Origin of the sequence: Streptomyces longisporoflavus (genome assembly GCF_014649775.1) — a bacterium.
In the GTDB taxonomy this organism is placed as follows: Bacteria; Actinomycetota; Actinomycetes; order Streptomycetales; family Streptomycetaceae; genus Streptomyces; species Streptomyces longisporoflavus.
Genome location: NZ_BMTR01000001.1, coordinates 386,745 through 411,484, shown reverse-complemented (window position 1 = coordinate 411,484; position 24,740 = coordinate 386,745). Strand labels below are relative to the sequence as shown.

At 70.5% G+C, this 24,740-nt stretch carries 27 protein-coding genes; 14 read left to right on the top strand and 13 right to left on the bottom strand.

Annotation, left to right across the window (positions count from 1 at the left end):
• Window positions 1-9: 9 nt before the first annotated feature.
• Window positions 10-582: a GNAT family N-acetyltransferase gene (locus IE226_RS01940; RefSeq protein WP_190079144.1), complete on the bottom strand. Its 573-nt coding sequence runs from the start codon at window positions 580-582 to the stop codon at window positions 10-12.
• A 76-nt stretch (window positions 583-658) separates the two neighbouring features.
• Here IE226_RS01940 and IE226_RS01935 point away from each other — a divergent pair, with 76 nt between their 5' ends.
• Together IE226_RS01935 and IE226_RS01930 are read left to right on the top strand one after the other, a co-directional pair.
• The gene (locus tag IE226_RS01935) at window positions 659-907 is read left to right on the top strand and encodes a hypothetical protein (protein ID WP_190079143.1); all 249 of its coding nucleotides are present in this window, start codon (window positions 659-661) and stop codon (window positions 905-907) included.
• A 58-nt stretch (window positions 908-965) separates the two neighbouring features.
• The gene (locus IE226_RS01930) at window positions 966-1,406 is read left to right on the top strand and encodes a hypothetical protein (protein WP_190079142.1); all 441 of its coding nucleotides are present in this window, start codon (window positions 966-968) and stop codon (window positions 1,404-1,406) included.
• A gap of 33 nt (window positions 1,407-1,439) precedes the next feature.
• Here the strand turns inward: IE226_RS01930 and IE226_RS01925 are convergent, their stop codons facing one another.
• On the bottom strand, window positions 1,440-2,015 hold the full coding sequence (locus IE226_RS01925) for an HAD domain-containing protein (protein WP_229870329.1): 576 nt from the start codon (window positions 2,013-2,015) through the stop codon (window positions 1,440-1,442).
• A 404-nt stretch (window positions 2,016-2,419) separates the two neighbouring features.
• Here IE226_RS01925 and IE226_RS01920 point away from each other — a divergent pair, with 404 nt between their 5' ends.
• The 3 genes from IE226_RS01920 to IE226_RS01910 all read left to right on the top strand — a co-directional run bounded on the left by IE226_RS01920 (window position 2,420) and on the right by IE226_RS01910 (window position 5,360).
• Window positions 2,420-3,064, top strand: coding sequence for a carbonic anhydrase (locus IE226_RS01920; protein WP_190079140.1), 645 nt, complete (start codon window positions 2,420-2,422; stop codon window positions 3,062-3,064).
• Between the two features lie 54 nt (window positions 3,065-3,118).
• Entirely contained in the window at window positions 3,119-4,666 is a 1,548-nt protein-coding gene (locus IE226_RS01915) for a SulP family inorganic anion transporter (protein ID WP_190079139.1), read from the top strand.
• A 307-nt stretch (window positions 4,667-4,973) separates the two neighbouring features.
• Window positions 4,974-5,360 (top strand): nuclear transport factor 2 family protein, encoded by a 387-nt coding sequence (locus IE226_RS01910; protein ID WP_190079138.1) that lies wholly within the window; start codon window positions 4,974-4,976, stop codon window positions 5,358-5,360.
• A 73-nt stretch (window positions 5,361-5,433) separates the two neighbouring features.
• On the opposite strand, the gene IE226_RS01905 is transcribed toward IE226_RS01910, so the two are convergent.
• The 5 genes from IE226_RS01905 to IE226_RS01885 all read right to left on the bottom strand — a co-directional run bounded on the left by IE226_RS01905 (window position 5,434) and on the right by IE226_RS01885 (window position 10,331).
• A complete protein-coding gene (locus IE226_RS01905; RefSeq protein WP_444546068.1) occupies window positions 5,434-5,613 on the bottom strand; it encodes a hypothetical protein in 180 nt (59 codons plus the stop codon).
• Window positions 5,613-7,679, bottom strand: a complete 2,067-nt coding sequence (locus IE226_RS01900; protein WP_190079137.1) for an iron ABC transporter permease — start codon at window positions 7,677-7,679, stop codon at window positions 5,613-5,615. The genes IE226_RS01905 and IE226_RS01900 overlap by 1 nt, the downstream gene beginning before the upstream one ends.
• 6 nt (window positions 7,680-7,685) lie before the next feature.
• Window positions 7,686-8,666 carry an ABC transporter substrate-binding protein gene (locus IE226_RS01895; RefSeq protein ID WP_190079136.1) on the bottom strand — a complete coding sequence of 327 codons (981 nt, stop codon included), beginning with the start codon at window positions 8,664-8,666 and terminating at the stop codon, window positions 7,686-7,688.
• Window positions 8,663-9,469: an ABC transporter ATP-binding protein gene (locus tag IE226_RS01890; RefSeq protein WP_373306844.1), complete on the bottom strand. Its 807-nt coding sequence runs from the start codon at window positions 9,467-9,469 to the stop codon at window positions 8,663-8,665. The genes IE226_RS01895 and IE226_RS01890 overlap by 4 nt, the downstream gene beginning before the upstream one ends.
• A gap of 256 nt (window positions 9,470-9,725) precedes the next feature.
• Window positions 9,726-10,331, bottom strand: a complete 606-nt coding sequence (locus IE226_RS01885) for a hypothetical protein (RefSeq protein ID WP_190079134.1) — start codon at window positions 10,329-10,331, stop codon at window positions 9,726-9,728.
• A gap of 305 nt (window positions 10,332-10,636) precedes the next feature.
• Between IE226_RS01885 and IE226_RS01880 the strand changes: the two genes are divergently transcribed.
• The 5 genes from IE226_RS01880 (at window position 10,637) to IE226_RS01860 (ending at window position 15,759) form a co-directional block, all read left to right on the top strand.
• On the top strand, window positions 10,637-11,587 hold the full coding sequence (locus IE226_RS01880) for a YihY/virulence factor BrkB family protein (RefSeq protein WP_190079133.1): 951 nt from the start codon (window positions 10,637-10,639) through the stop codon (window positions 11,585-11,587).
• Window positions 11,588-11,827: 240 nt separating this feature from the next.
• On the top strand, window positions 11,828-12,703 hold the full coding sequence (locus IE226_RS01875) for a DUF2382 domain-containing protein (RefSeq protein ID WP_190079132.1): 876 nt from the start codon (window positions 11,828-11,830) through the stop codon (window positions 12,701-12,703).
• 229 nt (window positions 12,704-12,932) lie between these two features.
• Window positions 12,933-14,030, top strand: coding sequence for an NAD(P)/FAD-dependent oxidoreductase (locus IE226_RS01870; RefSeq protein WP_190079131.1), 1,098 nt, complete (start codon window positions 12,933-12,935; stop codon window positions 14,028-14,030).
• The gene (locus IE226_RS01865) at window positions 14,027-14,917 is read left to right on the top strand and encodes an RNA polymerase sigma-70 factor (protein WP_190079130.1); all 891 of its coding nucleotides are present in this window, start codon (window positions 14,027-14,029) and stop codon (window positions 14,915-14,917) included. Before IE226_RS01870 ends, IE226_RS01865 begins: the two co-directional genes overlap by 4 nt.
• Before the next feature lie 92 nt (window positions 14,918-15,009).
• Entirely contained in the window at window positions 15,010-15,759 is a 750-nt protein-coding gene (locus tag IE226_RS01860) for a dienelactone hydrolase family protein (protein WP_190079129.1), read from the top strand.
• Window positions 15,760-15,791: 32 nt separating this feature from the next.
• On the opposite strand, the gene IE226_RS01855 is transcribed toward IE226_RS01860, so the two are convergent.
• Complete coding sequence (locus IE226_RS01855; RefSeq protein ID WP_190079128.1) at window positions 15,792-16,190, bottom strand: VOC family protein; 399 nt, start codon at window positions 16,188-16,190, stop codon at window positions 15,792-15,794.
• Between the two features lie 91 nt (window positions 16,191-16,281).
• On the opposite strand from IE226_RS01855, the gene IE226_RS01850 reads away from it, so the two are divergent.
• The gene (locus tag IE226_RS01850) at window positions 16,282-17,286 is read left to right on the top strand and encodes a helix-turn-helix transcriptional regulator (protein ID WP_190079127.1); all 1,005 of its coding nucleotides are present in this window, start codon (window positions 16,282-16,284) and stop codon (window positions 17,284-17,286) included.
• A gap of 22 nt (window positions 17,287-17,308) precedes the next feature.
• On the opposite strand, the gene IE226_RS01845 is transcribed toward IE226_RS01850, so the two are convergent.
• Window positions 17,309-18,148, bottom strand: coding sequence for an SDR family oxidoreductase (locus tag IE226_RS01845; protein WP_190079126.1), 840 nt, complete (start codon window positions 18,146-18,148; stop codon window positions 17,309-17,311).
• A 92-nt stretch (window positions 18,149-18,240) separates the two neighbouring features.
• On the opposite strand from IE226_RS01845, the gene IE226_RS01840 reads away from it, so the two are divergent.
• Together IE226_RS01840 and IE226_RS01835 are read left to right on the top strand one after the other, a co-directional pair.
• A complete protein-coding gene (locus tag IE226_RS01840; protein WP_190079125.1) occupies window positions 18,241-18,642 on the top strand; it encodes a winged helix-turn-helix transcriptional regulator in 402 nt (133 codons plus the stop codon).
• A gap of 26 nt (window positions 18,643-18,668) precedes the next feature.
• Complete coding sequence (locus IE226_RS01835) at window positions 18,669-19,160, top strand: nucleotidyltransferase domain-containing protein (protein WP_190079546.1); 492 nt, start codon at window positions 18,669-18,671, stop codon at window positions 19,158-19,160.
• Window positions 19,161-19,169: 9 nt separating this feature from the next.
• Here IE226_RS01835 and IE226_RS01830 read toward each other — a convergent pair whose 3' ends face one another.
• Both IE226_RS01830 and IE226_RS01825 read right to left on the bottom strand, forming a co-directional pair.
• Window positions 19,170-19,610 (bottom strand): hypothetical protein, encoded by a 441-nt coding sequence (locus IE226_RS01830; protein ID WP_190079124.1) that lies wholly within the window; start codon window positions 19,608-19,610, stop codon window positions 19,170-19,172.
• 16 nt (window positions 19,611-19,626) lie between these two features.
• Window positions 19,627-20,076 carry a hypothetical protein gene (locus IE226_RS01825; RefSeq protein WP_190079123.1) on the bottom strand — a complete coding sequence of 150 codons (450 nt, stop codon included), beginning with the start codon at window positions 20,074-20,076 and terminating at the stop codon, window positions 19,627-19,629.
• A gap of 256 nt (window positions 20,077-20,332) precedes the next feature.
• Between IE226_RS01825 and IE226_RS01820 the strand changes: the two genes are divergently transcribed.
• On the top strand, window positions 20,333-21,910 hold the full coding sequence (locus IE226_RS01820; RefSeq protein ID WP_190079122.1) for a right-handed parallel beta-helix repeat-containing protein: 1,578 nt from the start codon (window positions 20,333-20,335) through the stop codon (window positions 21,908-21,910).
• Window positions 21,911-21,970: 60 nt separating this feature from the next.
• Here the strand turns inward: IE226_RS01820 and IE226_RS01815 are convergent, their stop codons facing one another.
• A complete protein-coding gene (locus IE226_RS01815) occupies window positions 21,971-23,170 on the bottom strand; it encodes an exo-alpha-sialidase (protein ID WP_190079121.1) in 1,200 nt (399 codons plus the stop codon).
• A 41-nt stretch (window positions 23,171-23,211) separates the two neighbouring features.
• Window positions 23,212-24,732, bottom strand: a complete 1,521-nt coding sequence (gene arfA, locus IE226_RS01810; RefSeq protein ID WP_190079120.1) for an arabinosylfuranosidase ArfA — start codon at window positions 24,730-24,732, stop codon at window positions 23,212-23,214.
• Between the last annotated feature and the right edge of the window lie 8 nt (window positions 24,733-24,740).

Below are 24,740 nucleotides of genomic sequence, written 5' to 3'. Positions count from 1 at the left end.
GCAACCGCGTCATCGCAGGTCGAGTCGCATCAGGACGCGGGGATGGCCGGCGAGCACGGAGGTCGTGTCGGCGGTGTGGGTGAATCCGGCACGTTCGAAGTTCGTGCGGATGCCGGCATAAGCCATCGTCAGGTCGACCCTGGCGTCGCCGTTGTCGAGCGGGTACGCCTCGATCGCCGGTGCGCCGTGCGCCCGGGCGAACTCGACCGCCCCTGCGATCAGGGCGTGCGAGATGCCCTGCTTGCGGTGGCCCGGCCGTACGCGGACGCACCACAGGGACCAGACCGGCAGCTCGTCCACGTGCGGGATCTTCCGGTTGCGTGCGAAGGACGTCTCCGAGCGCGGCGCCACGGCCGCCCAGCCCACCGGCTCGTCACCGTCGTAGGCGAGCACTCCCGGCGGGGGTTTCGCACCGCACAACCCGGCGACGTACTCGCCGCGGGCCGGCCCGCGCAGTTCGTTGTTGAGCTTGGAAGGGATGCGATAGCTCAGGCACCAGCAGACGTTGGAGCCGGGCGACTTGGGGCCGAGCACAGCGCGGACATCCTCGAAGACCGAAGCCGGGCGCACGTCAATGGGCATGGTCGCGTACTCCTTCGGCCACCGATACGGCGACCCTGACCAGGGCCGCGGTGACCGTCGAACGATACTGCTGGGCATGGCACAGGTCATCTCCGAGGTGCTCGACCGTCCGGTGCGTGTGCGGCGGACCAGCCACGCGGACCACAAGGCGACGATGCGGCGCCACGGGGCGAGCGAGGCTCGGGCACAGGGGCTTGCCGACATGACGGCGGCCCTGGACACGCAGGGTTTCTACGGCGCCACCGCGCCAAGCGCTCCCGAGCACGCCCCCACCGGCTTCCGCCAGTGGTGCCAGGAGGTGCTCAGGCCCGCCGTCACGGGCTAGGCGTACGGCACCGAAAAGGTCATGCCGCCTGCCGAGGCGCGCCGATAGGTTTGCCCCCATGGCCGAACCCAGTGGTGGCACCGACTCCGACTCGACGTTCGTCCGGGGCATGGCGATCTTTTCCGCCGTCGTCACCGCCGCCCTTTACCTTCTCGGCCTCGTGGCCGTCGGGCTGGCCGTCAGCGAGAGCGGGGGTGCGGATTCCACGCCCATGGACCAGTGCCGCTATACGTCTCATCGGCCGGACGGTGCGCAGGTGCTGGACCATGAGGTGCGGTTGCTGCCGCTGCACGTGATGTGCCGTACCGCCGACGGGCAGGCCTTCACCGCCGCGGTCGTTCCGTCCTGGCTCAACCCCGCCCTCGCCGCGTCCTTCGCGAGCACCGTCGCGTTCACGGCCGGCGCTTGCGTCCAGGCGCATCGGCGGGCGGCGGCGCGGCATGGGCGCGGAGAGACGCCGCAGGCCCGCCCGACCACCGATCGGGTGCCCGACGCGTGATCGGGCCGGCGGGCGCGGCGCTGCCGCGAGGGCTCACCGGCGCGGGCGCGGAGCCCGACGCGCGCCCGCCCCGCGCCGCGTCCGCAGCCAGCTGCCGAGGGTCGCGTAGTCCTCGTCCGTGATGCCCCGCCGCGGATCGACGCGGCACAGCAGGGCCGGCCCTGAGTGGTGCGCCTCCACCCAGGCCTCGTCGGTGTCGGTGATTTCGTCGTCGACCCAGGCGAACGGGCGTCCGGCCGCCCAGCCGAGGAGCGGGCGGGTCTTCCAGTGCAGTCCGTACCTCGCGTCCTCGTCGGCCGATCCGGCCGATCCGGCCGATTCCGGCCAGCTCACCAGGGGCAGCTCCGGAAGGCCGAGCCAGGGCGCGATGCAGTCGTTCGCGTCGGACATCCAGGTCGTGGCCCACACAAGATCACAAGGGAGCGCCAGGAGGCGGGGACCGTGGGCCGGGTTGATCCGGGGGATCAGCGGATTGGCGTCGGGTTCCCGCGGGGTGTGGCCGGATTCATAGGTCGGGTAGCCGTCCGGGAGTTGTTCCCGGGTCGCTCCGAAGGGGATGAGGGGCCCGTCGACGTCGAGGAAGAGAAGAGGCTGCTCAGAACCGATCACGACGGCACGGTAGCGGCGTCCGGACGCACACGGCAGCTGTTTGCGGCGGGCAGCCCCTCCCGTCTCCTCCCCCTGCAATCGTTCGATGCGTCGCGACTGCAAGGTGGCGTAAACACAACGGCCTCCTGAGCTCCACATGATCTCCACAGGAACCCTTGCCCAATGGTTGAGGCCTGGATCAACTCCCTGCTCAGGGGCGTTTATTACTCAATCTTTGGCAAATTTTTGCCCTGTCATCCAAGGTTAATGCGATGGCAAAGTGAGAGTCACAGCCGCCATACAGGCTGTCTCCGGGGCGACACGGTGCCCGCTGCTCACTCAGCGGCCCACGCGCCCCACTCTCACCATCGACCCGACCACACCGCGTCCAGGCTCCGCCGCAGAGACGCAGGAGGCAGGCCAGCATGAAGCCCCTCATCGACAACGCCCGTTCCTTCGCCGCGACGCACGTCGCGGCCCCGGAAAACGCCGCGGCCTTCCAGGCCCTGGAGTCAGGGCAGGCGCCCCAGGCCCTGTTCATCACGTGCTCCGACTCACGCGTCGTACCGACCCTGATCACCGGAGCCCGCCCCGGCGAACTCTTCGAACTCCGTACGGCGGGCAACGTCGTACCGCCCTACCCCTCCCGCGCCGACGACGTCAGCCGGGACGGCAGCCCCGTGAGCGAGGCGGCCACCATCGAGTACGCGGTGTGCGTGCTCGGAGTCCGCGACATCGTCGTCTGCGGACACTCGCACTGCGGCGCCGTGGGCGCCCTGGTGCGCGGCGAAGACCTGTCGGCCGTCCCGGCCGTGCGCGACTGGCTCGACCACTCCGTCGCCCCGGACGCCGCCCTGCGCTCCCTCGTCCCGGCCTCCGCGGACGTCGCCGAAGCCGTACAGACACACGTGCTCGCACAGGTGGACCGGCTGCGCGCCTACCCCTGCGTCAGCGAGCGGATCGCCGACGGGTCGCTGACCCTGCACGCCTGGTACTACGAAGTGCACACCGGCAACATCACCGCCCAGCAACCGTCCTTCGACGACCGGCCGGCGTTCGGTCCGTTGTGAGAACCGCCGCGCCCCACCGACCGGCCCGCTCTCACGACAGGACCCCCCACCCTCATGTCCGACATCCTTACCTCACTCCGCTCCCCCTTCCGCCCGCTGCGTGAACCCGGCGTCAAGCGCAAGGACTTCCTCGCCTCACTCGTCGTCTTCCTGGTCGCCCTGCCGCTGTGCGTCGGCGTGGCGGTCGCCTCCGGCGTGCCCGCCGAACTTGGCCTGGTCACCGGCATCGTCGGCGGTCTGGTCGTCGGCATGCTGCCGGGCAGCGCCCTGCAGGTGAGCGGGCCCGCCGCCGGCCTCACCGTGCTCGTCTTCGAGGCCGTGCAGGAGTTCGGGCTCGGCATGCTCGGCGCCATCGTGCTGCTCACCGGCGCCCTGCAGATAGTCCTCGGCCTGCTGCGCTGCGGCCGCTGGTTCCGCGCCATCTCCGTGTCCGTCGTCCAGGGCATGCTGGCCGGCATCGGACTCGTACTGATCCTCGGCCAGCTGTACACCATGGCCGGGGCCGAGCAGCCACGCTCCGGGATCGACAAGATCACCGGCCTTCCCGGCCTCTTGGTCGACGTGCTCGGCGACACCACCGCCCTGACCGCCGCTGCCGTGGGTCTGGGCACCATCGCCGTGCTCCTGCTGTGGCCGAAGCTGCCCGCGGCCGTCCGCGTGGTGCCCGCCCCGCTGGCCGCCGTCGCGCTGGCCACCCTCGTCACCGCCGGGCTGCGCCTGGACGTGGCCAACGTGACGGTGCGCGGCCTCTTCGACGCCATCCAGCCGCCGGGATTCGGCGACCTGGCCAACCTGGGCAGCGTGGCCGTGCTCGGCACCGTCCTGGCGTTCACCCTGATCGCCTCCGCCGAATCACTGTTCAGCGCCGCGGCCGTGGACCGCATGCACGACGGACCGCGCACGCAGTACGACAAGGAACTCGTCGCCCAGGGCGTCGGCAACACGGTGTGCGGTGTGCTGGGCGCTCTGCCCATGACGGCCGTCATCGTGCGCAGTTCGGCCAACGTCGAGGCCGGCGCCCGCACCCCGCTCTCGCGCGTCCTGCACGGCGCGTGGCTGCTGCTCTTCGCCGTGCTGCTGCCGGCCGCCCTCGGCATCATCCCGCTGGCGGCGCTCGCCGGTGTCCTGGTCCACGCGGGCTTCAAGCTGATCCCCGTCAAGGCGATCGTCCCGCTGGCCCGCACCCACCGGGGCGAGGCCCTGGTCCTTGCCACCACCGCGATCGCCATCGTGGTGACCAACATGTTCGAGGGCGTGGTGCTCGGCCTGGTGCTCGCGGTGGTCAAGTCCGCCTGGGACACCTCCCACGTGAACCTGGACGTACGCGAACTGACGGGCGGCCGGATGGTGGTCACCCTCACCGGGAACGCCACGTTCCTGCGTCTGCCGCGCATCCTGGAGACCCTGGAGGCCCTGCCCAAGGACCGGCCCATCGAGCTGGACCTGACCGAGGTGCGCCACCTGGACCACGCGTGCCGTACGACGCTGGAGAACTGGGCGTTGCGCCACAACGACAGCGGCACGGAAGCGGTGCGGATGAAGACGTTCCCGGAGGACGGCGCCGACGCCGAGGAGCCCGCGGCGGCACCGCTGCGGCGCTGACCCCGCCCGCCCGGCCATGACCCGCCGTGCCGCCCGCCACCCGCCCCGGTGGCGGGCGGCACGGTGCTCGCGGTGTACGTGGTGTTCGCGGCGTCCGTTCGTTCGCGGCGTTCGCGGCGTTTTCTTAGGGCCGCCGAAACTATTCGGCGGCAACAGGCGTGAACCCCGGCTCGCCGGGCACTCGCTTAATTGGCCCCGCCGCGTCCCCCCGTCGCGGCGGGGCCGTCTTCGCTTCCCGGCACGCATCGGCCAACTGCCCGGACCCGCCGCGGAACTGGGCCCGCGAGGCGGCTGGTATTACTGGTGCATGCAGGAAGAGCAGGAAGACACCGCGCGGTCCGCGATCGACACGTTCATCTCCGCGTTCAACGCCTCGGACGACAGCTATGTGACTGCGCTGCTCTCCCAGGCCCTCACCTCGGACGTGGTCTTCTGGGGGCCGTTGGGCCGCAGTGAGGGAATCGAGGCGGTCGAGCGGTTCGTGCTGGACATCCGGCGCCACCCCGCGGGGACCGGCACGATGGTGCGCTGTTCGGCGGTGGACATGCCGGACGAGTGGGCCCGCTACCAATGGGTCTTCACGACGCCCGACGGAGGACCCCGCCTGGCGGGAACGGACGTCGTCCATCTGCGGCGGAGCCTCATCGACCAGGTCATCGTCTTCGCGGGGGAGATCGAGCCGTCCGCCTCCTGAGCCATTCCCCTCTGGCTCCTCTGGCACCGTCCTTCTCCTGAACCGGCCCCGTTCGGGGCTGGAGTGGGCCTGATCACGCCTCGCGCCCGATACGGATCACTCGGCCGTGGACTGTGCGCAGGCAGACGACGCGTTTGCGCAGCGACCAGCGAGTGAAAGGCCGGCCGAGCTTGGTGGGGCGGATGGTGGCCGTCTGGACGACGAAGCCCTCGTCGGCCGCCACCCGCCCGGCGAACCTACGCGGTCCCAGCACTACCGGCGGCTGCGCACCAGCAAGTACACGAAGTAAGGCGTTCCGACGACGGCCGTCATGAGGCCCGCCCCCATCTGGGCCGGGGCAATCACGGTGCGGCCCAGCAGGTCGGCGAGGCAGACCAGGGTCGCGCCGAGGAGGATCGCCACCGGGACGACCCGTACGTGCCGGCGCCCCACCAGGGCGCGCGCCGCGTGCGGCGCCACGAGCCCGACGAAGCCGATCGTGCCGGCCGCGGCCACCGCGGTGGCACTGAGCAGCACGCTCACGACGAGGAAGCCGAGGCGTCCGCGCGACAGGTTGAGGCCCAGGAGGCGGGGGGTGTCCTCGTCGAGCGAGACAAGGTCGAGTTCCTTGCGCCGGGCGAGGGCCACGACCGTACCGGCCACGAGCACGGCGGCGACCGGCAGGACGTCGGGGCCGCTCCGTCCGTAGGTGGAGCCCGAGAGCCAGATCAGCGCCTTGGTCGCGCTGAAGCGGTCGGTGAGCACGATGAGCAGGCTGATGAGCGCCATCGTTCCCGAGGACACACCGATGCCGACGAGGACGAGCCTGCTGTTCTGGAAGCCGCCCTTCGCCGCGAGCCCGAAGACGACCAGGGAGCTGACCGCGGCGCCGGCGAACGCCGCGGCCACGATGCTCCACGAGCCGGCGCCCGGCGCCGAGGTGACGAGGATGATGGCGCCCAGGGCCGCGCCGCCCGACACGCCGAGGACACCGGGTTCCGCGAGCGGGTTGCGGGTCACGGACTGTACGAGCGTGCCGGACAGGGCAAGGGCGCCGCCCGCCAGGAGGGCCGCGGCCACCCGGGGCACCCGGGTGTCCAGGACGAAGGTGATGGCCTGGCCCGACTGGCCCCGCACCCAGTTGACGACGTCGCCGAGCAGGAACGTGCTGTCGCCGACGAGCACCGCGGCGATCGTGACGCCCACCAGCACGCCCACGAGCAGCACCACCGTGATGAGGTAGACCGTCCGGCTGGGGATGCGCAGCCGGTCCGGCGCGGCGGCGTTGCCGCTGTCGCGGGTGCGCATCGCCATGACGACCAGGAACACGGCGCCGACGACGCTGGTGATGACGCCAGTGGGCACGGTGACCGCGGTCTGGGACGACGTCACCGCACGCAGCAGTACGTCGGAACCCAGCACGAGGATCGCGCCCACGAGACCCGAGACGGGGATGCGCGTGCGATGGCGTACCAGCGCGCGGAAGCGGCCGGCCAGCGGCCGCACCAGAGCCGGCGCGCACAGACCCACGAAGGCGATCGGCCCCGCGAGGGTCACCGTCGCGGCCGCGAGCAGCGAGGCGAGGACGACGGACGTGATGCGCGTGCCGCGGACCGGGATGCCGAGCCCGTGCGCGGCGTCATCGCCCAGGGCCAGCGCGTCGATACGGCGGGCGATCAGCAGCAGTCCGACGAGTGCGGCCACGATGACGGGCGCCATCTGGGAGACACCGTCGAATCCGTTCTGGCTGATGCTTCCCTGGCCCCACTGGTAGAGGCCTTCGGTCCGTTCGGGGAACAACAGGAGCAACGCGTCGGTGATGGCGTTGAGTCCGAGGGCGAGCGCGCTGCCCGCGAGGACGAGGCGCACCGTTCCGGCGCTGCGCCCCGCGAGGGCGAGGACGACGGCGGCCGCCGCGAGACCGCCGACGAAGGCCACTCCCGACGAGGCGAGCAGCGGAGCCGTGGCGCCGCTGGCGACCAGGGCGGTCAGGGCGAGATACGAACCGGCGTTGACGGCAAGGGTATCCGGGGAGGCGAGCACGTTGCGGCTGACCGCCTGCAGGGCGGCGCCGGCCGCGCCGAGCGCGACGCCGACGAGTATCCCCGCGACCATGCGCGGCATGCGCGAGGCGATGACGACGGAGGAGTCGCCCTGTTCGGCCTGGCCGGTCAGGGCTTTCCACACCTGGCCGGCGCCGACGGACGCGGTGCCCTGGGTGATGTCGACGACGGCGAGAACGGCGACCAGAAGAACAAGACCGGCCGTCACCGCGACCGCGCCCGTGGGGGATGCGACCGCGCGTTCGGGCGTGGTGGAGGGCGTTGCGGTGACGGCCACGGTCTCCTACTTCTTCAGGGTGTCGACGAGGGCGTCGATGTACGCCTCCATCGCCTCGGGGCCGCCGAACATCCAGATGCCGTCGGGCAGGCGGTGGACCTCGTCGTCCTTGACGAACGGCAGCGACTTCCAGACGGCGTTGTCGGCGAGCTCGTCGGTGAACACGTCGGAGCTGCCGTCGCCCTTGTTGCCGATGTAGACGAACTTCACGTCGTCGCCGAGCTTCGTGAGCCCCTCGACATCGGTGGTGGCGAGCCCGTAGTCCTTGTCGCCCTTGATCTTCCAGTCGTTCTTCAGGCCGAGGTCCTCGTTGACGGCGCCGAGCAGGGAGTTGCTCGTGTAGCCGCGCACGGAGACCTGGTTGGAGGCGGCGTAGCCGTCGGCGAAGGCGATCTTCGAGCCGTCGAGCTTGGCCTCCTTCAGCGCCTTCTTGCCCTCGGCGACCTTGGCCTCGTACGACTTCTTGGCCTTCGCGGCCTCGTCGGTGGTGCCGGTGGCCTTGGCGATGACGTCGAGCGTGTCCCACATCTGACCGACCTGGTCGGCGCCGTCGGCGGCCTTGACCTGGAGGACCGGGCCGACCTTCTTCATCTGCTTCACCGCGGAGGCCGACATGTCGGTCGTGGTGACGATGAGATCGGGGGTGAGGCCGGCCAGGGTGTCCATGCTCGGCTCACCACGGGTGCCGATGTCCTTGGGGTCGTTCCCCAGCGGAACGGCGGAGTCCCACGCCTTGTAGCCCTTGACGTCGGCGACACCGACGGGGTCCACACCGAGCGTGACCAGGGACTCGACGACGTTCCACTCGGTGCCGACGACCTTCTTGGCGGGGCCGTCGAGCTTCACCTGCGCGCCGTTGGCGTCGGTGAGGGTGATCGGTTCGGACTTCTTGTCCGAGCTGCTCTCGGCGGGCTCGGAGGTGCCGCAACCGGACAGAATGAGGGCTGCTGCCGCGGCGGCGGCCGCGGCGATGAGGGGGCTTCTCATGAGGAGGAGTGGAGCCTTTCGCTTCTGCTGTGGTGGCGGCCTATCGCGCGGGTGCGCAGCCGGCCGGTGAGGGGGTCTGTCTCGACCTCGATGCGGATGCCGTACGTCTGGGACAGCCGCTCGGGCCGCAGTACGTCTTCGGGGGCGCCGTCGGCGACGATGCGCCCGGAGTCCAGGAGGGCGATGCGGTCGGCGACGGCGGCCGCCTGGTCGAGGTCGTGCAGGACGACGCCGACGGCGATGCCGCCGTCGTCCGCGAGGTCACGCATCAAATCGAGGAGTTCGATCTGGTAGCGCAGGTCGAGGTAGGTGGTCGGCTCGTCGAGGAGGAGCACGCCGGTCTCCTGGGCCAGGCAGCTGGCGAGCCACACCCGCTGCAACTGCCCGCCGGAGAGCTGGTCGACGGCGCGGTCGGCGAAGCCGTCGACGCCCGTCATGACGAGCACGCGCTCCACCACGGCGGCGCCCCCGGCGTCGGCCTGCCCCCAGCGGCCGCGGTAGGGGTAGCGGCCGAACTCCACGACGTCACGGACGGTCAGGCCACCGGGCGTGGGGCGGCCCTGGGTCAGGAGCGCGACATGCCGGGCGAACTGGCGGGCGGTGAGGTCGAAGCCGTCGGCGGCATCGTCCGTACCGGAATCGAGGGTCAGGGTGCCGTGCCGGGCACCCTGGAGGCGGGCGACGGTGCGCAGCAGCGTCGACTTACCGCTCCCGTTCGGGCCGACGAGAGCGGTCACTTCGCCGGGCCTGAGCTGGAGGGCCGCGTCGTGCACGACGTCTACGCCGTCGTATGACACGGTCATGTGCTCGGCGGACAGTTCGTGACCGCGCGGACGTGTGGCGCTACCTGCGCGTTCACCTGATCTCACGGCGTGAAGGTTAGCCTAGCCTTAGTCTGGCTGGAAGTAGGGGGGCCGAATCCGGGCGAAGCGCGCGAGCTACGCCACGGAGCCCGCGACCGGAGGAGCCCCCTCCACACCCCCGCACGCCTGTGCCGCCCACCGGAAAAGGTCGATGGGCGGCACAGGTGAAATGCGGTGTGGATACGGCTTGTTGGGGTCAGTAGAGCTTGTTGACGGCCTTGACGGTAGTTGTCTTGAAGTCGGCCACCTGCGCGTCGGCGAAGGTGCCCATCTGTCCCCACTGGACGAGCGTCACCGTGGTGCCGTCCCGCCCGACCGAGAACATGTTGATGTCGGAGGCTCCCCACGTGGCCTCGGTGTGGACGCCGTAGACGTGCGCGCCCTCCTCGACATTCAGCTTCCCGTAGTACTTCTGCTGCGCGGTGATCTCGGGATCCTGCTCCATCAGCTTCTTCGCGCAGCCGTCCAGGTCCTTGCGCAGCAGGGCGGCGAAGTCCTTGGCGCGCTGCTCGCTGCGCTCGACGACCGTCACCTGGAGGGCGCCGGTGTCGAGATCCGTGCGGTAGGCGCGGTGCACGGAGATGGAGGGCAGTGCGTCGCCCACACACATCGGCAGCGGGTCGGGCTGGCCCGCGGTCACCGGTCCAGCGGTCCACTCCGAGGTGGCGTGCGGCGGCAGTTCGGACGGTGACAGGAACCGGGGCGAGCCGGCGGCGGCCGCCGGACCCGTACTCGCCACCACAGCCGCCATGGCCGCTCCGGCACCCACGACACACAGTCCCCGGCTGATACGCATACTCATGATCTTCAACTCCCCGTTTCGGAAGGGCCAGCTTGCCTGTTGCTGACTCCCACACCACGTACGACCCGCGACACCCCGTGCCCGTTGTCCCCGTCCGCGTCACAGCCCTGTCCGGGATGTCACGGAACGGCAACCTCCGCCAACGGCTGACGTGCGGGGACCCGCCGCGATCCACGGGCGGCGGGAAGGGGAAGATCGCTTTCCGCCCGCGTTCGCGTGACGGATGCGCGCGGCGCGTGTCCAAGGGGACGAACCGGGAAGACGGCGCAGTGCGCCGCCCGCGAAAAACAACGAGGAGTAGCCCCATGGACAGTTCCGCGACGCCTGCTGGTGCGGGGTCCGCCCATGTCCCGGACGCGACGGGCGCGTGGGCACAGCGGGGCGCCGCGGTGCGCCGTACCCCGGTGGCGATGTGGAACGACGACGTGTCGGACTGGGCCGCGGCCCTGACGTACTACGCGATTCTCGCCCTGCTGCCGGCCCTCCTCGTCACGGTCAGCCTGATCAGCCTGGTGAGCCCCGGCACGACCCAGAACCTCATAACCGAGGTCACCGACTGGGCGCCCGCGCAGTCGGGCAGCGCCTTGAACGAGGCGCTCACCGAGATGGCGGGCGCGCGTTCCGCCGCGGTGACGGTCGTGGTCGCCGGCGGTGTCAGCGCCCTGTGGTCCGCGTCCAGTTACGCGGCCGTCTTCCGGCGGGCGCTGCACGCGATGTACGGCGTGGCGGACACCCGGCCCGCGCTGCGCAAGGCGCACCGCGTCCTCATGACCGCCCTCTCCCTGCTTGCGCTGCTGGCCGCCAGCGCGCTCGTACTCGTCCTGAGCGGCTCGCTCGTGCAGACCGTGGGGCGGCGCGTCGGCGTCGGCGACGCGGGCCAGACGGTGTGGAACATCATGAGGTGGCCGGCCCTGGTCTGCCTGGTGGTCCTGCTCGTGCTCGTGCTCTTCCGCAACGCGCCGCCTTCGGAGCGCGGTTGGCGCCGCAGCCTGCCGGGCGGCTTGCTGGCGGCGGTGCTGTGGCTCCTGTCCTCGGGCCTGTTCACCTTGTACGCCACGGGCTTCGGCACCTACGGCAAGCTCTACGGCTCACTGGCGGGAGTGGTCGTCTTCCTGGTGTGGCTCTGGGTCTCCAACCTGGCGCTGCTGGCTGGGGCCCAGTTCACGGTGGAGATGGCGCGTTGCGACGGCCGGACATCGGTGGCACGTCGAGCCGCCTCGGCGGGAGGCGGTACGCCCGGGCCTGAGGAAGCCTGAGGAGGCCAGAGGGTCGCCTCGCGACCGTCACCCGAATGGCCTAAGCGAGATACAGCGGACCGAATCGGTTCAAAAGCCGTAAACAGCAGGTCACAGGGCTTTTGCCGTACTTTCCGCACACGCTCAGTGACTCTCCTGGTTGCGGCACGCACCGGTCGGGCGCGCGATGGAGGGGACGCGTGCGGCGTCCGTGGCGAGATCCGAGTCTGCCCGTCGCGCGCTGCGAGGGAGTGATCACCCATGACTCAGGGCGAGGCCTTCACCAGCGCCGACGGGCTCGCGGGCCTGACGGCCTACGACCGGACCGGCGAAAAGATCGGCAGCGTCGAGCAGGTGTATCTCGACGACCGAACTGGGCGTCCCGAGTGGGTGACCGTCAAGACCGGTCTCTTCGGCATGAAGCAGAGCTTCGTGCCGCTCGCCGGCGCCCGCCGCCAGCAGGACGAGCTGCACGTGGCGGCCACGAAGGAGGCCGTCAAGGAAGCCCCGCGCGTGGACGCCGACCAGCACCTCGACCAGAGCGAGGAGCAGGACCTCTACGCGCACTACGGCCTCACCCGGTCCAGTGGCCGCACCACCCCGGCGGCAGGCGGTCGCGCGGGCATGGCCGGAGCCGGCGCCGGAGCCGGCATGGGCATGGGAGCCGGTGAGCGCGAGATGGCGACCCGCTCCGGCGCACGCGACGACCACAAGGGCGACATGATCCGCTCGGAGGAGCAGCTGCATGTCGGCACCGAGGAGCAGGAGGTCGGGCGTGCCCGACTGCGCAAGGTGGTCGTCAACGAGGACGTCAAGACCTCGGTCCCCGTCTCGCACGAGGAGGTTCGCGTCGTACGCGAGCCCATCCGCGAGGGCGACCGTACGCGGGCGAACATCGGCGAGGAGCAGACCGAGGTGACCCTGCACGCCGAGCGGGCGGTGGTCAGCAAGGAGTCTGTGCCGGTCGAGCGTGTGCGCCTGGAGACCGAGAAGGTCACCGAGACCCAGGAGGTCTCCGACACGGTGCGCAAGGAGCAGATCGAGTTCGACGACGCCAAGGGCGAGCGCGGCATGAAGGGCGAGCGCGGCGCCAAGGGCGAGAACTGGCGTGACCGGAAGCAGGGCCCGAGCCACTGACGCGGCTGAGGGCGCCCTGGTGACGGGCAGCTGACGCCGGAGGGAGGGAGCACCTGGCAGGGGTGCTCCCTCCCTCCGGCGTTCGTCCGAGTGCTCCCTGCCTCCGCGTTCGTCCGCGGCCGGCGACCGCGACACACGCGAGCGTGACACAGGTCACCTCTCCCGCCCGTCACAGACGCAGGACCTGCCGCATCCCGTGTGCGAAACGACCGCACAACGGGAGGCACATATGAAGGTCGTGGTGGTGGGAGCCGGCTACGCGGGGACGATCGCGGCGAACCGGCTGGCCAAGAAGGTCAGGACCGCCGAGATCACGGTGGTCAACCCCCGTCCGGACTTCGTCGAACGGGTACGGCTGCACGAACAGATCGCCGGGACCGGTTCCGCGGCGACCCCGCTGACGTCGATGCTCGGCGAGGCGGTCACGACACGGACAGGCACGGTCGGCAAGATCGGCGACGGCCAGGTCGCTCTCGAGGACGGAGCCGACCTCGACTTCGACTTCCTCTTCCTCGCGGTGGGCAGCACGGTCGCCCCGCTGCCGGGCACCGTTCCGGTCGGGACCTGGGAAGGCGCGCAGGAGGCGCGGACCGCGCTGGCCGCGCTGCCCGGCGGCAGGACGGTCACCGTCATCGGCGGCGGCCTCACGGGCATCGAGACGGCGTCCGAGATCGCCGCGGCCCGGCCCGATCTCCGTGTGCGGATCGTGGGAGAGACGATCGGCGAGAGCCTGTCGGCAGGAGCACGGAAGCGGGTGCGCACGGCCCTGGCCCGCTTGCACGTGGAGGTCGTGGAAGACCTCGTGGCGGGGATCGAAGCAGGGGCCGGGGAGGCCGGCGGCGATGTGGTGCGTCCGCGGTCGCACCCGCGTTTCACCTCCGACCTCACGCTGTGGGCGATCATCGGAAGCGTGCCCGACCTGGCCGCCCGCAGCGGCCTTGAGGTGGATGCCGAGGGGCGGGCGGTGGTCGACGCGCATCTGCGCAGTGTGACCGACCCGCGGATCTTTGCCGTCGGTGACTGCGCGGCGGTCCCCGGCTCCCGTGCGGCCTGCGCGACGGCCATGCCGCAGGGCGCACACGCGGCGGATACGCTGGCGCGGATGATCCAGAACCGCGAGCCCAAGCCCTACTCCATGGGGTACATCGGACAGGCGGTGAGCCTGGGCCGGCGCGACGGACTGCTGCAGGCCGTCCGCACGGACGACACCGCGCGCCACATCTACTTCGCCGGACGCGCCTCGGCCGCCATCAAGGAACGCGTCTGCCGCTACGCGAAGTTCAGCACCCGCACCGCCGCCTACGCCTGGCTGCGGGGTCCGAAGTGACCGACCGGCCTGACCCCGCGGACGAGTTCACCGCGCACCGGGCCCTGCTGTTCTCGATCGCCTACGAGATCCTCGGTTCGGTCGCCGACGCCGAAGACGTCCTGCAGGACAGCTACTTGCGGTGGCGGTCGGTGGATCACGCCTCGGTGGAGAACGCCCGGGCCTATCTGGCGCGGATCGTCACCCGGCAGGCGCTCGGCGTGCTGCGTTCGGCGGTGCGCCGCAGGGAGCAGTACGTGGGGCCCTGGCTGCCGGAGCCGTTGCAGACCTCCGCTGCCGGGGACGCGTCCGACGGCATCGACCACGTACTCACCGGCGAGGCGGTGACCACCGCGATGCTGCTGGTCCTGGAGTCCCTGACCCCCACCCAGCGCGCGGTGTTCGTGTTGCGCGAGGTGTTCGGCTTCGACTACGCGGAGATCGCCGCGGCGGTGGACAAGTCCGAGGACGCCGTGCGTCAGTTGAACCGGCGCGCCCGCAACAGCGTGCGCGCGAGGCGGCAGACCGCGGTCGCCGGCCCGGCCGAGGCACAGCCGATCGCCGAACGGTTCATGACGGCGGCAACGACCGGCGACGTCCAGGGCCTCATGGACCTGCTCGCGCCCGATGTGGTGTTCCTGGCCGATGGCGGCGGGAACGTGACCGCGGTGCGGCAGCCCGTGGTCGGGCCCGACAAGGTGGCCCGACTGCTGCTGGGACTCCTGGACAAGGGCGCCCGCATGGGCGAACTCGACATCCGTGTCGGCACCTACAACGGGATGCACTCCGTCGTGGTGCTGATCGACGGCAGACTCGACCAGATGACCTCGGTCGAGATCCGCGGCGATGCCGTGACGGCCGTCTACTGCGTCCGCAACCCGGAGAAGCTCAACTCGATCAAGGTGTGAGAGCGCCGGGGGCATACGGACACGCACAAGGCTGTTCCACCGGCATCAGCCCAAGGTTCCACCGACAGCAGTCCAAGGAAGGACAGAAGACTTTGCCCAGCAAGACAGTGCAGATTCCCACCCCGGACGGTCAGGCCGACGCTTTCGCCGCCTTCCCCGACCACGGCGAGCGGCACCCCGGGGTGCTGCTGTACCCGGACGCCTTCGGTCCGCGGCCCGAGTTGGAGGCGAAAGCCCGCGAACTGGCCGAGCACGGGTACTACGTACTCGTCCCCAACCTCTACTACCGCACCGGCCCGGCCCCGGTGATCGAACTTCCCGAACACATCGGGGAAGAGGCCCGGCCCACTGTCTTCGGACAGCTGATGCCCCTGGTCGAGGCCCACACCACCGAACGCGTCCTGCGCGACGCCGACGCCTACCTCAGGTTCCTCACCGCTCAGCCCGAGGTCAGCCCCGGACCGGTCGCCACGATCGGCTACTGCCTGGGCGCGGCCCTGGCGATGCGTACCGCGACGGCCCATCCCGGCCAGGTGGCCGCCGTCGCCGGGTTCCACCCCGGCTTCCTGGTCACCGACGCACCCGACAGCCCGCACCGCCTCGTCGCCGAACTCAAGGCCGAAGTGCACCTCGGCCTCGCCGTGGGCGACCTCACGTCCGAGGCCATCGAGGAACTCGACCGGTCCCTGGACGCCGCAGGAGTCACCCACACCATCGAGACCTATCCCGACACCATCCACGGTTTCACCATGTCCGACACCGACGCCTACAACCCCGACGCGCTCCAGCACCACTGGGACCGCCTGCTCCCCCTCCTCGACCGCGCCCTGACCCGCGGTTGAGATCCGGGCGCTGAGACCGGCAGATGCCGGTCTCAGCGCCCGAACTTCTCGATGGCCCCCGGTGTGACGGGGGTGAAGAAGTTGACCAGGTTGCCGTCGGGGTCGCGGAACAGGAGGGAGCGGTTGCCCCAGGGCAGGGTGGTGGGCTCGTTCACGAAGTCCTCCACGAAGCCGGTCAGGTTCTTGTGCACGCTGTCCACGTCGTCGACGAGGAATTCGAGGATGACGCTGTGGTTGTCGGCCGGGCGGGCGGAGCCCGGCGAGAACAGCGGGACCGTACGGGTACTGCCGATCGCGAGGGTGGCCGAGGCGACCCTGAGCTCGGCGAAGTCCTCGGTGGACCAATCGGCGGACACTCCGGTGACGCGCTCGTAGAACTCGACGAGGCGGGCGACATCGCCGGTGATGATGCGGACAGAGACGAAGTTCATGAGTTTTCTCCTGGTCGTTCCGTGCTGCTGACCAGAGGCTATGACCAATACCGGGCGGAACCCGCCCGGTATATCGGGGAGACTTCTGCACATGCCTCGCCCCATCGCCCGCGTGCTGGCCCTCCTTGGGCTCCTTCAGTCCGGCGGCATCAGAACCGCGTCCGAACTCGCCGACCGGCTCGACGTCGACGAACGCACGGTGCGGCACTACGTCAGCCATCTCGTCGACCTCGATGTGCCCGTCGAAGCGGTGCGCGGCCGCTACGGCGGCTACCGGCTCTCCCCCGGCTTCCGCATGCCTCCGCTGATGCTCAGCGACGACGAGGCGCTCGCCGTGCTGCTCGGCCTGGTCGCCGGTCGGCGGGCCGGCCTGACGACCGCCGCGGGTGCCGCGAGCGAGACGGCCACGGCCAAGATCCGGCGGGTTCTGCCGGAGCGGCTGCGGCTCAGGCTTGACGCGGTGCTCCTTTCACTCGCCTTCACCGCTCCGTCCGGCGACACCGCCGCCCCCGAGTCGGGGGTCCTGCTGCCGGTCGCCGACGCGGTGAACCACCACCGGCCCCTCTCGATCCGGTACACCGACTCGACCGGCGCCCGCAGCGAACGCACACTGCACCCCCATGGGCTCGTCGCCCACTCGGGCAGGTGGTACGTGACGGGGGCGGACCTCTCGACCGGCCAGGACCGCACGTTCCGGCTCGACCGGATCACCGGCGTACGGACCCTGCCGGGCTCTTTCGAACCGCCGACTGGCCTCGACCCGGCCGAGCGCGTCCTGACAGGGCTCGCCACGGCTCCGTACCGGCATGACGTGACCCTGCGCGTCCAGGGCACGGCCGGGCACATCCACACCCGGCTTCCGCCGAGTGTCGCGATCGTGGCGGAGCTGCCGCACCCGGAGCCCCCGGACGGCGCGGAGCCGCGGACCGAGCCCTGGTCCCGCGTCGAGATGCGCGTGGAGCGGCTCGACTGGCTGCCTGCCGCACTGGCCTCGCTGGACCGGCCCTTCGTCATCGAGCGCCCGGCCGAACTCCGCGGCCTCGTCGAGGCCTTCGCCGCCCGGCTCGCGCACTCCGCGCGCGCCGAGCCCTCCTAGCGGCCCGGGGCACTGATGTGGCTCAGCGGAAAACGGCGATGTTGCGGGCGACCCAGTCCTTGAAGGGGCGCGGGGCGCGGCCGAGGACTTGCTCCACGTCCGGGCTGATCCGCAGTTCGGCCGGGATCGGGGCGGAGATGATGTCCAGGGTGTCGTCGGCGAGTTCGGCCGGCACGAAGCGGGTCATCGCGGCCTTGGCCTCGTCGCGGGTCAGTTCGTGGAAGCGCACGGGCGAGCCGAGCGCGGCGGCGATCGCCTCCGCCTGCTGACGCGGTGTGATCACCTCCGGCCCGGTCAGCTCGTACACCCCGCCGGTGTGCCGTTCGTCCAGCAGGCAGGCCGCCGCGACCTCGGCGATGTCGGCCGGGTCGACGACCGGCACCCCCACGTCGCCGAAGGGTGCGGCGACCGTCCCCCGGGCGCGGACGGACTCCGCCCAGGCCAGGGCGTTGGAGGCGAAGCCGCCGGGCCGCACGACGGCCCACTCCAGGCCTGACTCCCGCAACGCGTCCTCCAGCGCGCGCATCGCGACCCGCGTCGGGCCGAGCGGTCTGGTCGCCACACCCTGCGAAGACAGCAGGACGACCCGGCGCACTCCACTGGCCGCGGCCAGGTCGATGATGTCGCCCGGCCGCGCTTCGGGGCCGTGCAGGTCGCCCGACAGCAGGACGAACAGAGCCTTCGCTCCGTCCAGCGCGGGCAGAAGGCTCGCGGGCTCGGCCAGGTCGGCCGCCATATGCCGGACCCCCCGCGGCATCGCCGCCGCGCGCCGCGACACCGCCGTCACCTGCTCGCCCGCCTCGGCCAGGGCCTGCGTCAAAGGCCGGCCCACGTTCCCGGTAGCTCCGGTTACCACGATCATGTCCAACTCCAAGTCCGTTGTGCGCTACGGGGATTGACGCTAGGAGCCGGACTTACTTTCCGTAAGGACATACCCAGAGGTAAGCTCCCTACATGAATGAAGGTGCGCAGCTGGCACAGGCCGAGGCGGGCCCTCGGTATGAGGTGTTTCACACCGACTGCCCCGCGCGCGACATGGTCGACCACGTCACCAGCAGGTGGGGCATCTGGGTGCTGATCTCCTTGCGGAGCAACGACCTCCGGTTCTACGAACTGCGCGACAGCATCCAGGGCATCAGCGAGAAGATGCTCGCCCAGACCTTGCGCGCGCTGGTCAAGGACGGCTTGGTCTGGCGGGCGGTGGAGCCGACGACGCCGCCCCAAGTCACTTACGGACTGAGCGAGTTCGGGCGGGAGGTCAGCGAGCCACTGACGGACTTGTTCGACCGGATCACCCGGCGGCTGCCTCCGCGCAGCCCCGGACAGGGCGCTGATCCGTCACCGCCCGGTCCGTGACTCAGCTCATTAGCATGGGCCCGGTGATGACAGCCGATGACGTGGTGTTCGTGCTGGACGTACTGCGGCGGGCGAACGCGGATGTCTGGGTCGGCGGCGGATGGGGAATCGACGCCCTGGTCGGCGAGCGGACCCGGGACCACCGCGACCTGGATCTGATGCACCGCCAGGACCACGAAGCCGCCGTGCTGGCGGCCCTCCGCGCGGAAGGTTTCGTGGAGAGCCTGGACCGGCGGCCCGTCCGGTTCGTCGTGACGGCTCCGGACGGGCGGGAGATCGATCTGCATCCCCTGGTCTTCTCCGGCGACGGATCGGCGGTGCAGGCATCCCCCGACCCGCGGCGCCCCTTCGTCTATCCCGCCACGTGCTTCGTGACGGGCACCGTTGGGGGGACGCCTGTCCCGTGTCTGTCCGCCGAACAGCAGGTCTACTTCCACCAGGGTTACGAACCGTCAGAACGCGACCGGCACGACATGGCACAACTCCGCCGCGTCTTCGGGATCGCCACACACTTCTGACGGGCGGCGTCAGTGACCGCGACCGGCATCGGCGCATTCGCGGCAGACCGGCTGCCCGCCGATCGTCGCCCTGTCGTCGGATGCGGCTTCGCAGATGCCGGGCCGGGCGGGGTGGTTGGCCCGGCAGTGGCAGGTGCAGGTGGCGGTGACTGCTTCGGTCACCGCTTGCAGGTCGGAGTCGCGCTGGGGGGCAAGACCCATGCGGATGTCGTGGCAGTTGCGGCACAGCGGCACCTGCCGGGCGCCGGCGGCGGGCGCGTCGAAGGCGGCGGTGAGACCCGGTTCGGCGTGACCACGGCACGCTCCGGGGAATTCGGGGTGGGTGTCGCACGCACAGCGGCAGGAGCCGGCGCCAAAGTGCCGGGCGGTATGCGGAGCCTCGTCGCCGTCGCACTCACCCTCGCACTCCGCGTTCGGCGCGGGCGCGGGCGCGGATGCGGGCTTCGTCATACGCCCATTGTGTGGATCAGTCCGATGAGGCGCCAGTAGCCCCGGGCGCCGGACAGGTTCCGGCCGTGCTGGTCCGGATGCCGGCCCGGCACCCCACCGCCGCGGCGGTGATGACCTTCTCGTACTGGTCGTCGTCGAGGAGGACCGTGAGCCCGCAGGCGATCCCCCAGGCCACCTGAGCGGCGCCTTCGCCGAGCGCCAGTCCCTGCTGGTGGAGTTCGCGCCCGAGGTAGTGGCTGTGCAGCTCCCCCTGGCCCTGGCCGGCCTCGCGCCGCCGGACGGCTTCGAGGGCGCAGTCCGTGAACGTCTCGTAGTGGTCGTCGCCGATCAGTCTGCGCAGCTGTTCGAGCTGGGCGTGGGCGGCACGAAGATGCAGCGGCCACGCCCGCGAGGTGCCGAACTGGTCTTCCATGGCCTGCGTCAGGTCGATCCGCCGGAACATCACGTCGAGAGGGTCGTAGGTCATGGTCCCTCGGTAGCCCCTGCTGACGTCAGGTCAACGCAGGCTCGCTGCGGACTCCCCCGTGTAGCTGAGCACAGATCGCGGAACACCACCCGTTCGTGTTCCCGCTTGGGTTCGTGTCCGTGAATAAGGATCATGTACATGACTGTTGACGTGTCCACGGGGCGGCAATAGCTTCCAGGAAAGCGCTTTCCCGTCGCATGTGCAAGGCGGGATCCGGCAGTTCATTCATCCTGGCGAATCAGTCTGGAGACCCTCGATGCGAATAAGACCCGTCACCGCGTGCGTCGGCTTGCTGGCCGGCACGCTCGTCGCACTGACCGGCAACACCGCGCAGGCCGCGTCCACCCTCTACGAGGCCGAGAACTCCCCGGCGGTGTGCACCGGCACCATCGACTCCGACTGGTCCGGCTACTCCGGCAGCGGATTCTGCAACGCCACCAACGCGACGGGCGCCTACGCGCAGTTCACCGTGAACGCCGCCGCGGCCGGCACCGCGACGATCAAGGTCCGTTTCGCCAACGGCGCCGCCACCGCACGTCCCGCGAACATCACCGCGAACGGCTCGGCGGTCACGTCGGCGTCGTTCGACAGCACCGGCGCCTGGGGGACGTGGGCGACGACGACGCTCACCGTCCCGGTGAAGTCCGGCAGCAACACCATCCGGCTCAGCCCCACCACCTCGGCCGGCCTGCCCAACATCGACTACCTCGACGCCGAGGTGAGCGGCGACACCACGACGCCACCGGAGGCCTCCGCCCTGTACGTGGCGCCCAACGGCACCGACGGCGCGGCCGGGACCGAAACGGCTCCCACGACGCTCACCTCGGCGATCGCCCGCATCGCTCCCGGCGGCACGATCTACCTGCGCGGCGGGACCTACCGCTATGCGCAGACCGTCACCATCCCGCAGGGCAACAACGGCACCGCGAGCGATCGCACCCAGCTCGCCGCCTACCCGGGCGAGACCCCGGTCCTGAACTTCTCGGCGCAGAGCGAGGACCCGGCCAATCGCGGGCTCGCCGTGAACGGTTCGTACTGGCACGTCAAGGGCGTCGTCGTTGAGCGCGCCGGTGACAACGGCATCTTCGTCGGCGGCAGCAACAACGTCTTCGAGCGCACGGTGACGCGCTACAACCGCGACACCGGCCTGCAGCTCTCGCGCATGCTCTCCAGCACCCCCAGCAGCCAGTGGCCGTCCAACAACCTCGTCCTGAGCGCGGAGTCGCACGACAACGCAGACTCCGACGGCGAGGACGCCGACGGCTTCGCCGCGAAGCTCACCTCCGGGCCGGGCAACGTCTTCCGCTACGCCGTGGCGCACAACAACATCGACGACGGCTGGGACCTGTACACCAAGACGGACACCGGCCCCATCGGCGCGGTGACCATCGAGGACTCCCTCGCACTCGGCAACGGCACCCTCAGCGACGGCTCGCAGGCCGGCAACGGCGACCGCAACGGCTACAAGCTCGGCGGCGAGGACATCAAGGTCAACCACGTCATCCGGCGCAACATCGCCTACAACAACGGCAAGCACGGGTTCACGTACAACAGGAACCTCGGGACGATGACGGTGTCGGACAACGTCAGCATCGACAACAAGGAGCGCAACTACTCTTTCGACGGCGGCACGTCGGTCTTCCGTAACAACACCTCGTGCCGCAGCGGCAGCGGCACGAACGACAAGATCGTCGGCAGCTCCGACAGCTCGAACCAGTTCTGGACCGGTACGAACGGGTCGCGGTGCTCCTCGTACGCCGGGGCCTTGAAGTGGTCCTACGCGTCGGACGGGCGCCTCGTCGTCACCTACGGCGGCAACACGGTCAACCCGTAACGGCAGACCGGTGCCCCGCGTGTGCGATGAAGTCATCGCACACGCGGGGCACCGGTGCGCTCAGGCGGCGGGCACCGAACCGGTGGCGAAGTACGGCTTGCAGACCGAGCCGGACCAGTCCGTGGCTATTTCAAGGAGCCTGCTGCCGTCGGCCGACGGCAGCAGGGCCGAGCTGTAGTTGGGGCAGTAGTCGACGGTCGTCGACTCGACGGCGACCGGCGCGGGGATCTCCCGCCACTTGCCCGCACCGCCCGCGCTGTTGACCCAGACGGTGCGCCCGCTGCCTGCCGCCTTGCTGCCGTCGCGGTTGTACATGACCTGGCCGACGAGGAAGAGCCGGCCCTTCGGGTTGCCGGCCTCCGGCGCCCACGCCAGGTTCGGCGCGTGCTTGAAGTACTTGCCGTCGGCGGTCTCCGGGCGGATGCCCAGGGAGGTGACGGAGCCCCAGTTCCAGCCGTCGGACGAGGTGCGGTAGTGCACGACGCACTGGAACTGGCCCGCCGCCGAGCAGATCTCGAACGACATGAAGTAGGTTCCGTCACCCATCTTGCGCACCACCGCCATGCCGGGCCGGTCCGAGGCGAGCGTGCTGGCGACAGTGTCGTGGTGGCCGGTCCAGTTCACTCCGTTCGCGGTCCGCGCGGCCACCAGCTTCTGGCTGTGTACGCCGTCGGTCTCGTCGGAGTAGTGCGCGACGAGCTGCCCCGAGGCGTCGACGGAAAACTCCGGCTCCCACAGCCCCTTGTCGTTCGGCGCCGTGGCGATCGTGGACAGATAGCTCCAGCTGCGGCCCACGTCATTGCTCTTGAAGACCCGCAGGGCCATGCGCCGGTTCGGCTCGTCCTGCCCGATCGACGCGGCCCACAGCAGCGTGCCCGCGGGCAGTTTGCCGATGCGCCGCGGCAGTTCGTAGAGCGTGGAGCAGCACAGTCCCTGCCCGCCCGCCGCCTCGGGGTCGCGCACCGTGCCGACCTGGCGGAACGACGCGCCCCCGTTCGTGCTCTCGTGGATGGCGCCGAGTCCGTTGTTCCCGTCGAACGTGACCACCGAGGCAAGAATGCGGCCGTTGGCGTCGCCGCTGTGGGCGAGCCTGACGGCGCGCGGGTAGAGGCCGGTGCCGTCGCGCAGCAGGGTGCCGGTCGCGGCGTCGGCCGACGAACCCGCCTGCGAGACGAACAGTGCCGCCAGGAAGGCGAGCAGCACGGAGAACAGGACGGTGGGACGGAGGAGACGTGGTCGTGCGGGGTCGTGCGCTGACATGGGCCTCTCCTGGCTCTGCGGTGGATGGGGGCGTTGTGTTCCTAGGCGCCTTGGGGGGCAAGGCGGATGACGTTCCAGGAGACCGGCGGCAGCTCTGCCGCCAGGGCGCCCTCGGCGGTGATGTGCGTACCGGTCGCCTGGCGCGGCACGACACGGTCCGGCCGCGCCTCGGTGTTGACCGCGTCGTGGTCCTCGTCGGCGAGGACCAGATGTTCCACGAGGCGGTATCCGGCGACGTCTCCGCGCAGCGCGGCCTCGACGCGCAGCGGCTGCTCCTGGTCGCGGTTGACGGCGAGGACGGTGAGCCCACCGGTCTCCTCGTCGTGCGTGACCACGGTGTCGAGGGCGGACACGTCCCCGTACTGCGGCGTTTCGATGCGGGGTCCTGTGACGTCGGTACGCAGGACGCGGCCAGCGGCGAAGCGGGCCGCCTGGGCGAAGGGGTGGAAGATGGTCTGGCGCCAGCTGGCGCCGCCCGGCTCGGTGCGGATGGGCGCGATGACGTTGACCAGCTGGGCGAGGCAGGCGACGGCCACCCGGTCGGCGTTGCGCAGCAGCGTGATGAGCAGCGAGCCGACCACGGCCGCGTCGGTGACGCTGTAGGTGTCCTCGATGAGGCGGGGCGTCTCGGCGGTCTCCAAATTGCGCTCACCGACGAAGCGGGCGGCGTACCAGACGTTCCACTCGTCGAAGGAGAGCTTGATGTGCTTCTTGGCGCCGCGCACCGCACGGACGTGGTCGGCGGTCGAGACCACGTCGCGGATGTACTGGTCCATGTGCGCGCCCGAGGCGAGGAAGCTGGCGCGGTCGCCGTCGAACTCCTCGTAGTAGGCGTGCAGGGAGAGGTAGTCGACCTCGTCGTAGGTCTGCTCCAGGACCTCCCGCTCCCAGGTGCCGAACGTGGGCATCCGCGAGTTGGAACTGCCGCACGCGACGAGCTCGATGGTGGGGTCGACCTGGCGCATGGCCTTGCCGGCTTCGGCGGCGAGCCGTCCGTACTCGGTGGCCGACTTGTGGCCCGTCTGCCAGGGTCCGTCCATCTCGTTGCCCAGGCACCACAGCTTGACGTCGTGCGGCTCGTTCACGCCGTGCTTGATGCGCAGGTCCGACCAGGCGGTGCCGCCCGGGTGGTTGCAGTACTCGACCAGGGCGCGGGCGGCGTCGATGCCGCGCGTTCCCAGGTTCACGGCCATCATCGGGTCGAGGCCCAACTGCTTGGCCCAGCCGAGGAACTCATTGGTGCCGACGTGGTTGGTCTCGATGGAGCGCCAGGCCAGGTCGAGCCTGCGGGGGCGTTCGGAGACCGGGCCGACGCCGTCCTCCCAGTGGTAGCCGGAGACGAAGTTTCCGCCGGGGTAGCGCACGAGGCCGGTACCCAGTTCGCGTACGAGGTCGGCGACGTCGCCCCGGAACCCGGCGGCGTCGGCGGTGGGGTGCTCGGGGTCGTGGATGCCGGTGTAGACGCAGCGTCCCATGTGCTCGACGAAGGTTCCGTACAGGCGCGGGTCGACGTCGCCGACGCTGAACTCGGGGTCGATGACGAACCGTGCGGTGTGCGGCATGTTCTGGT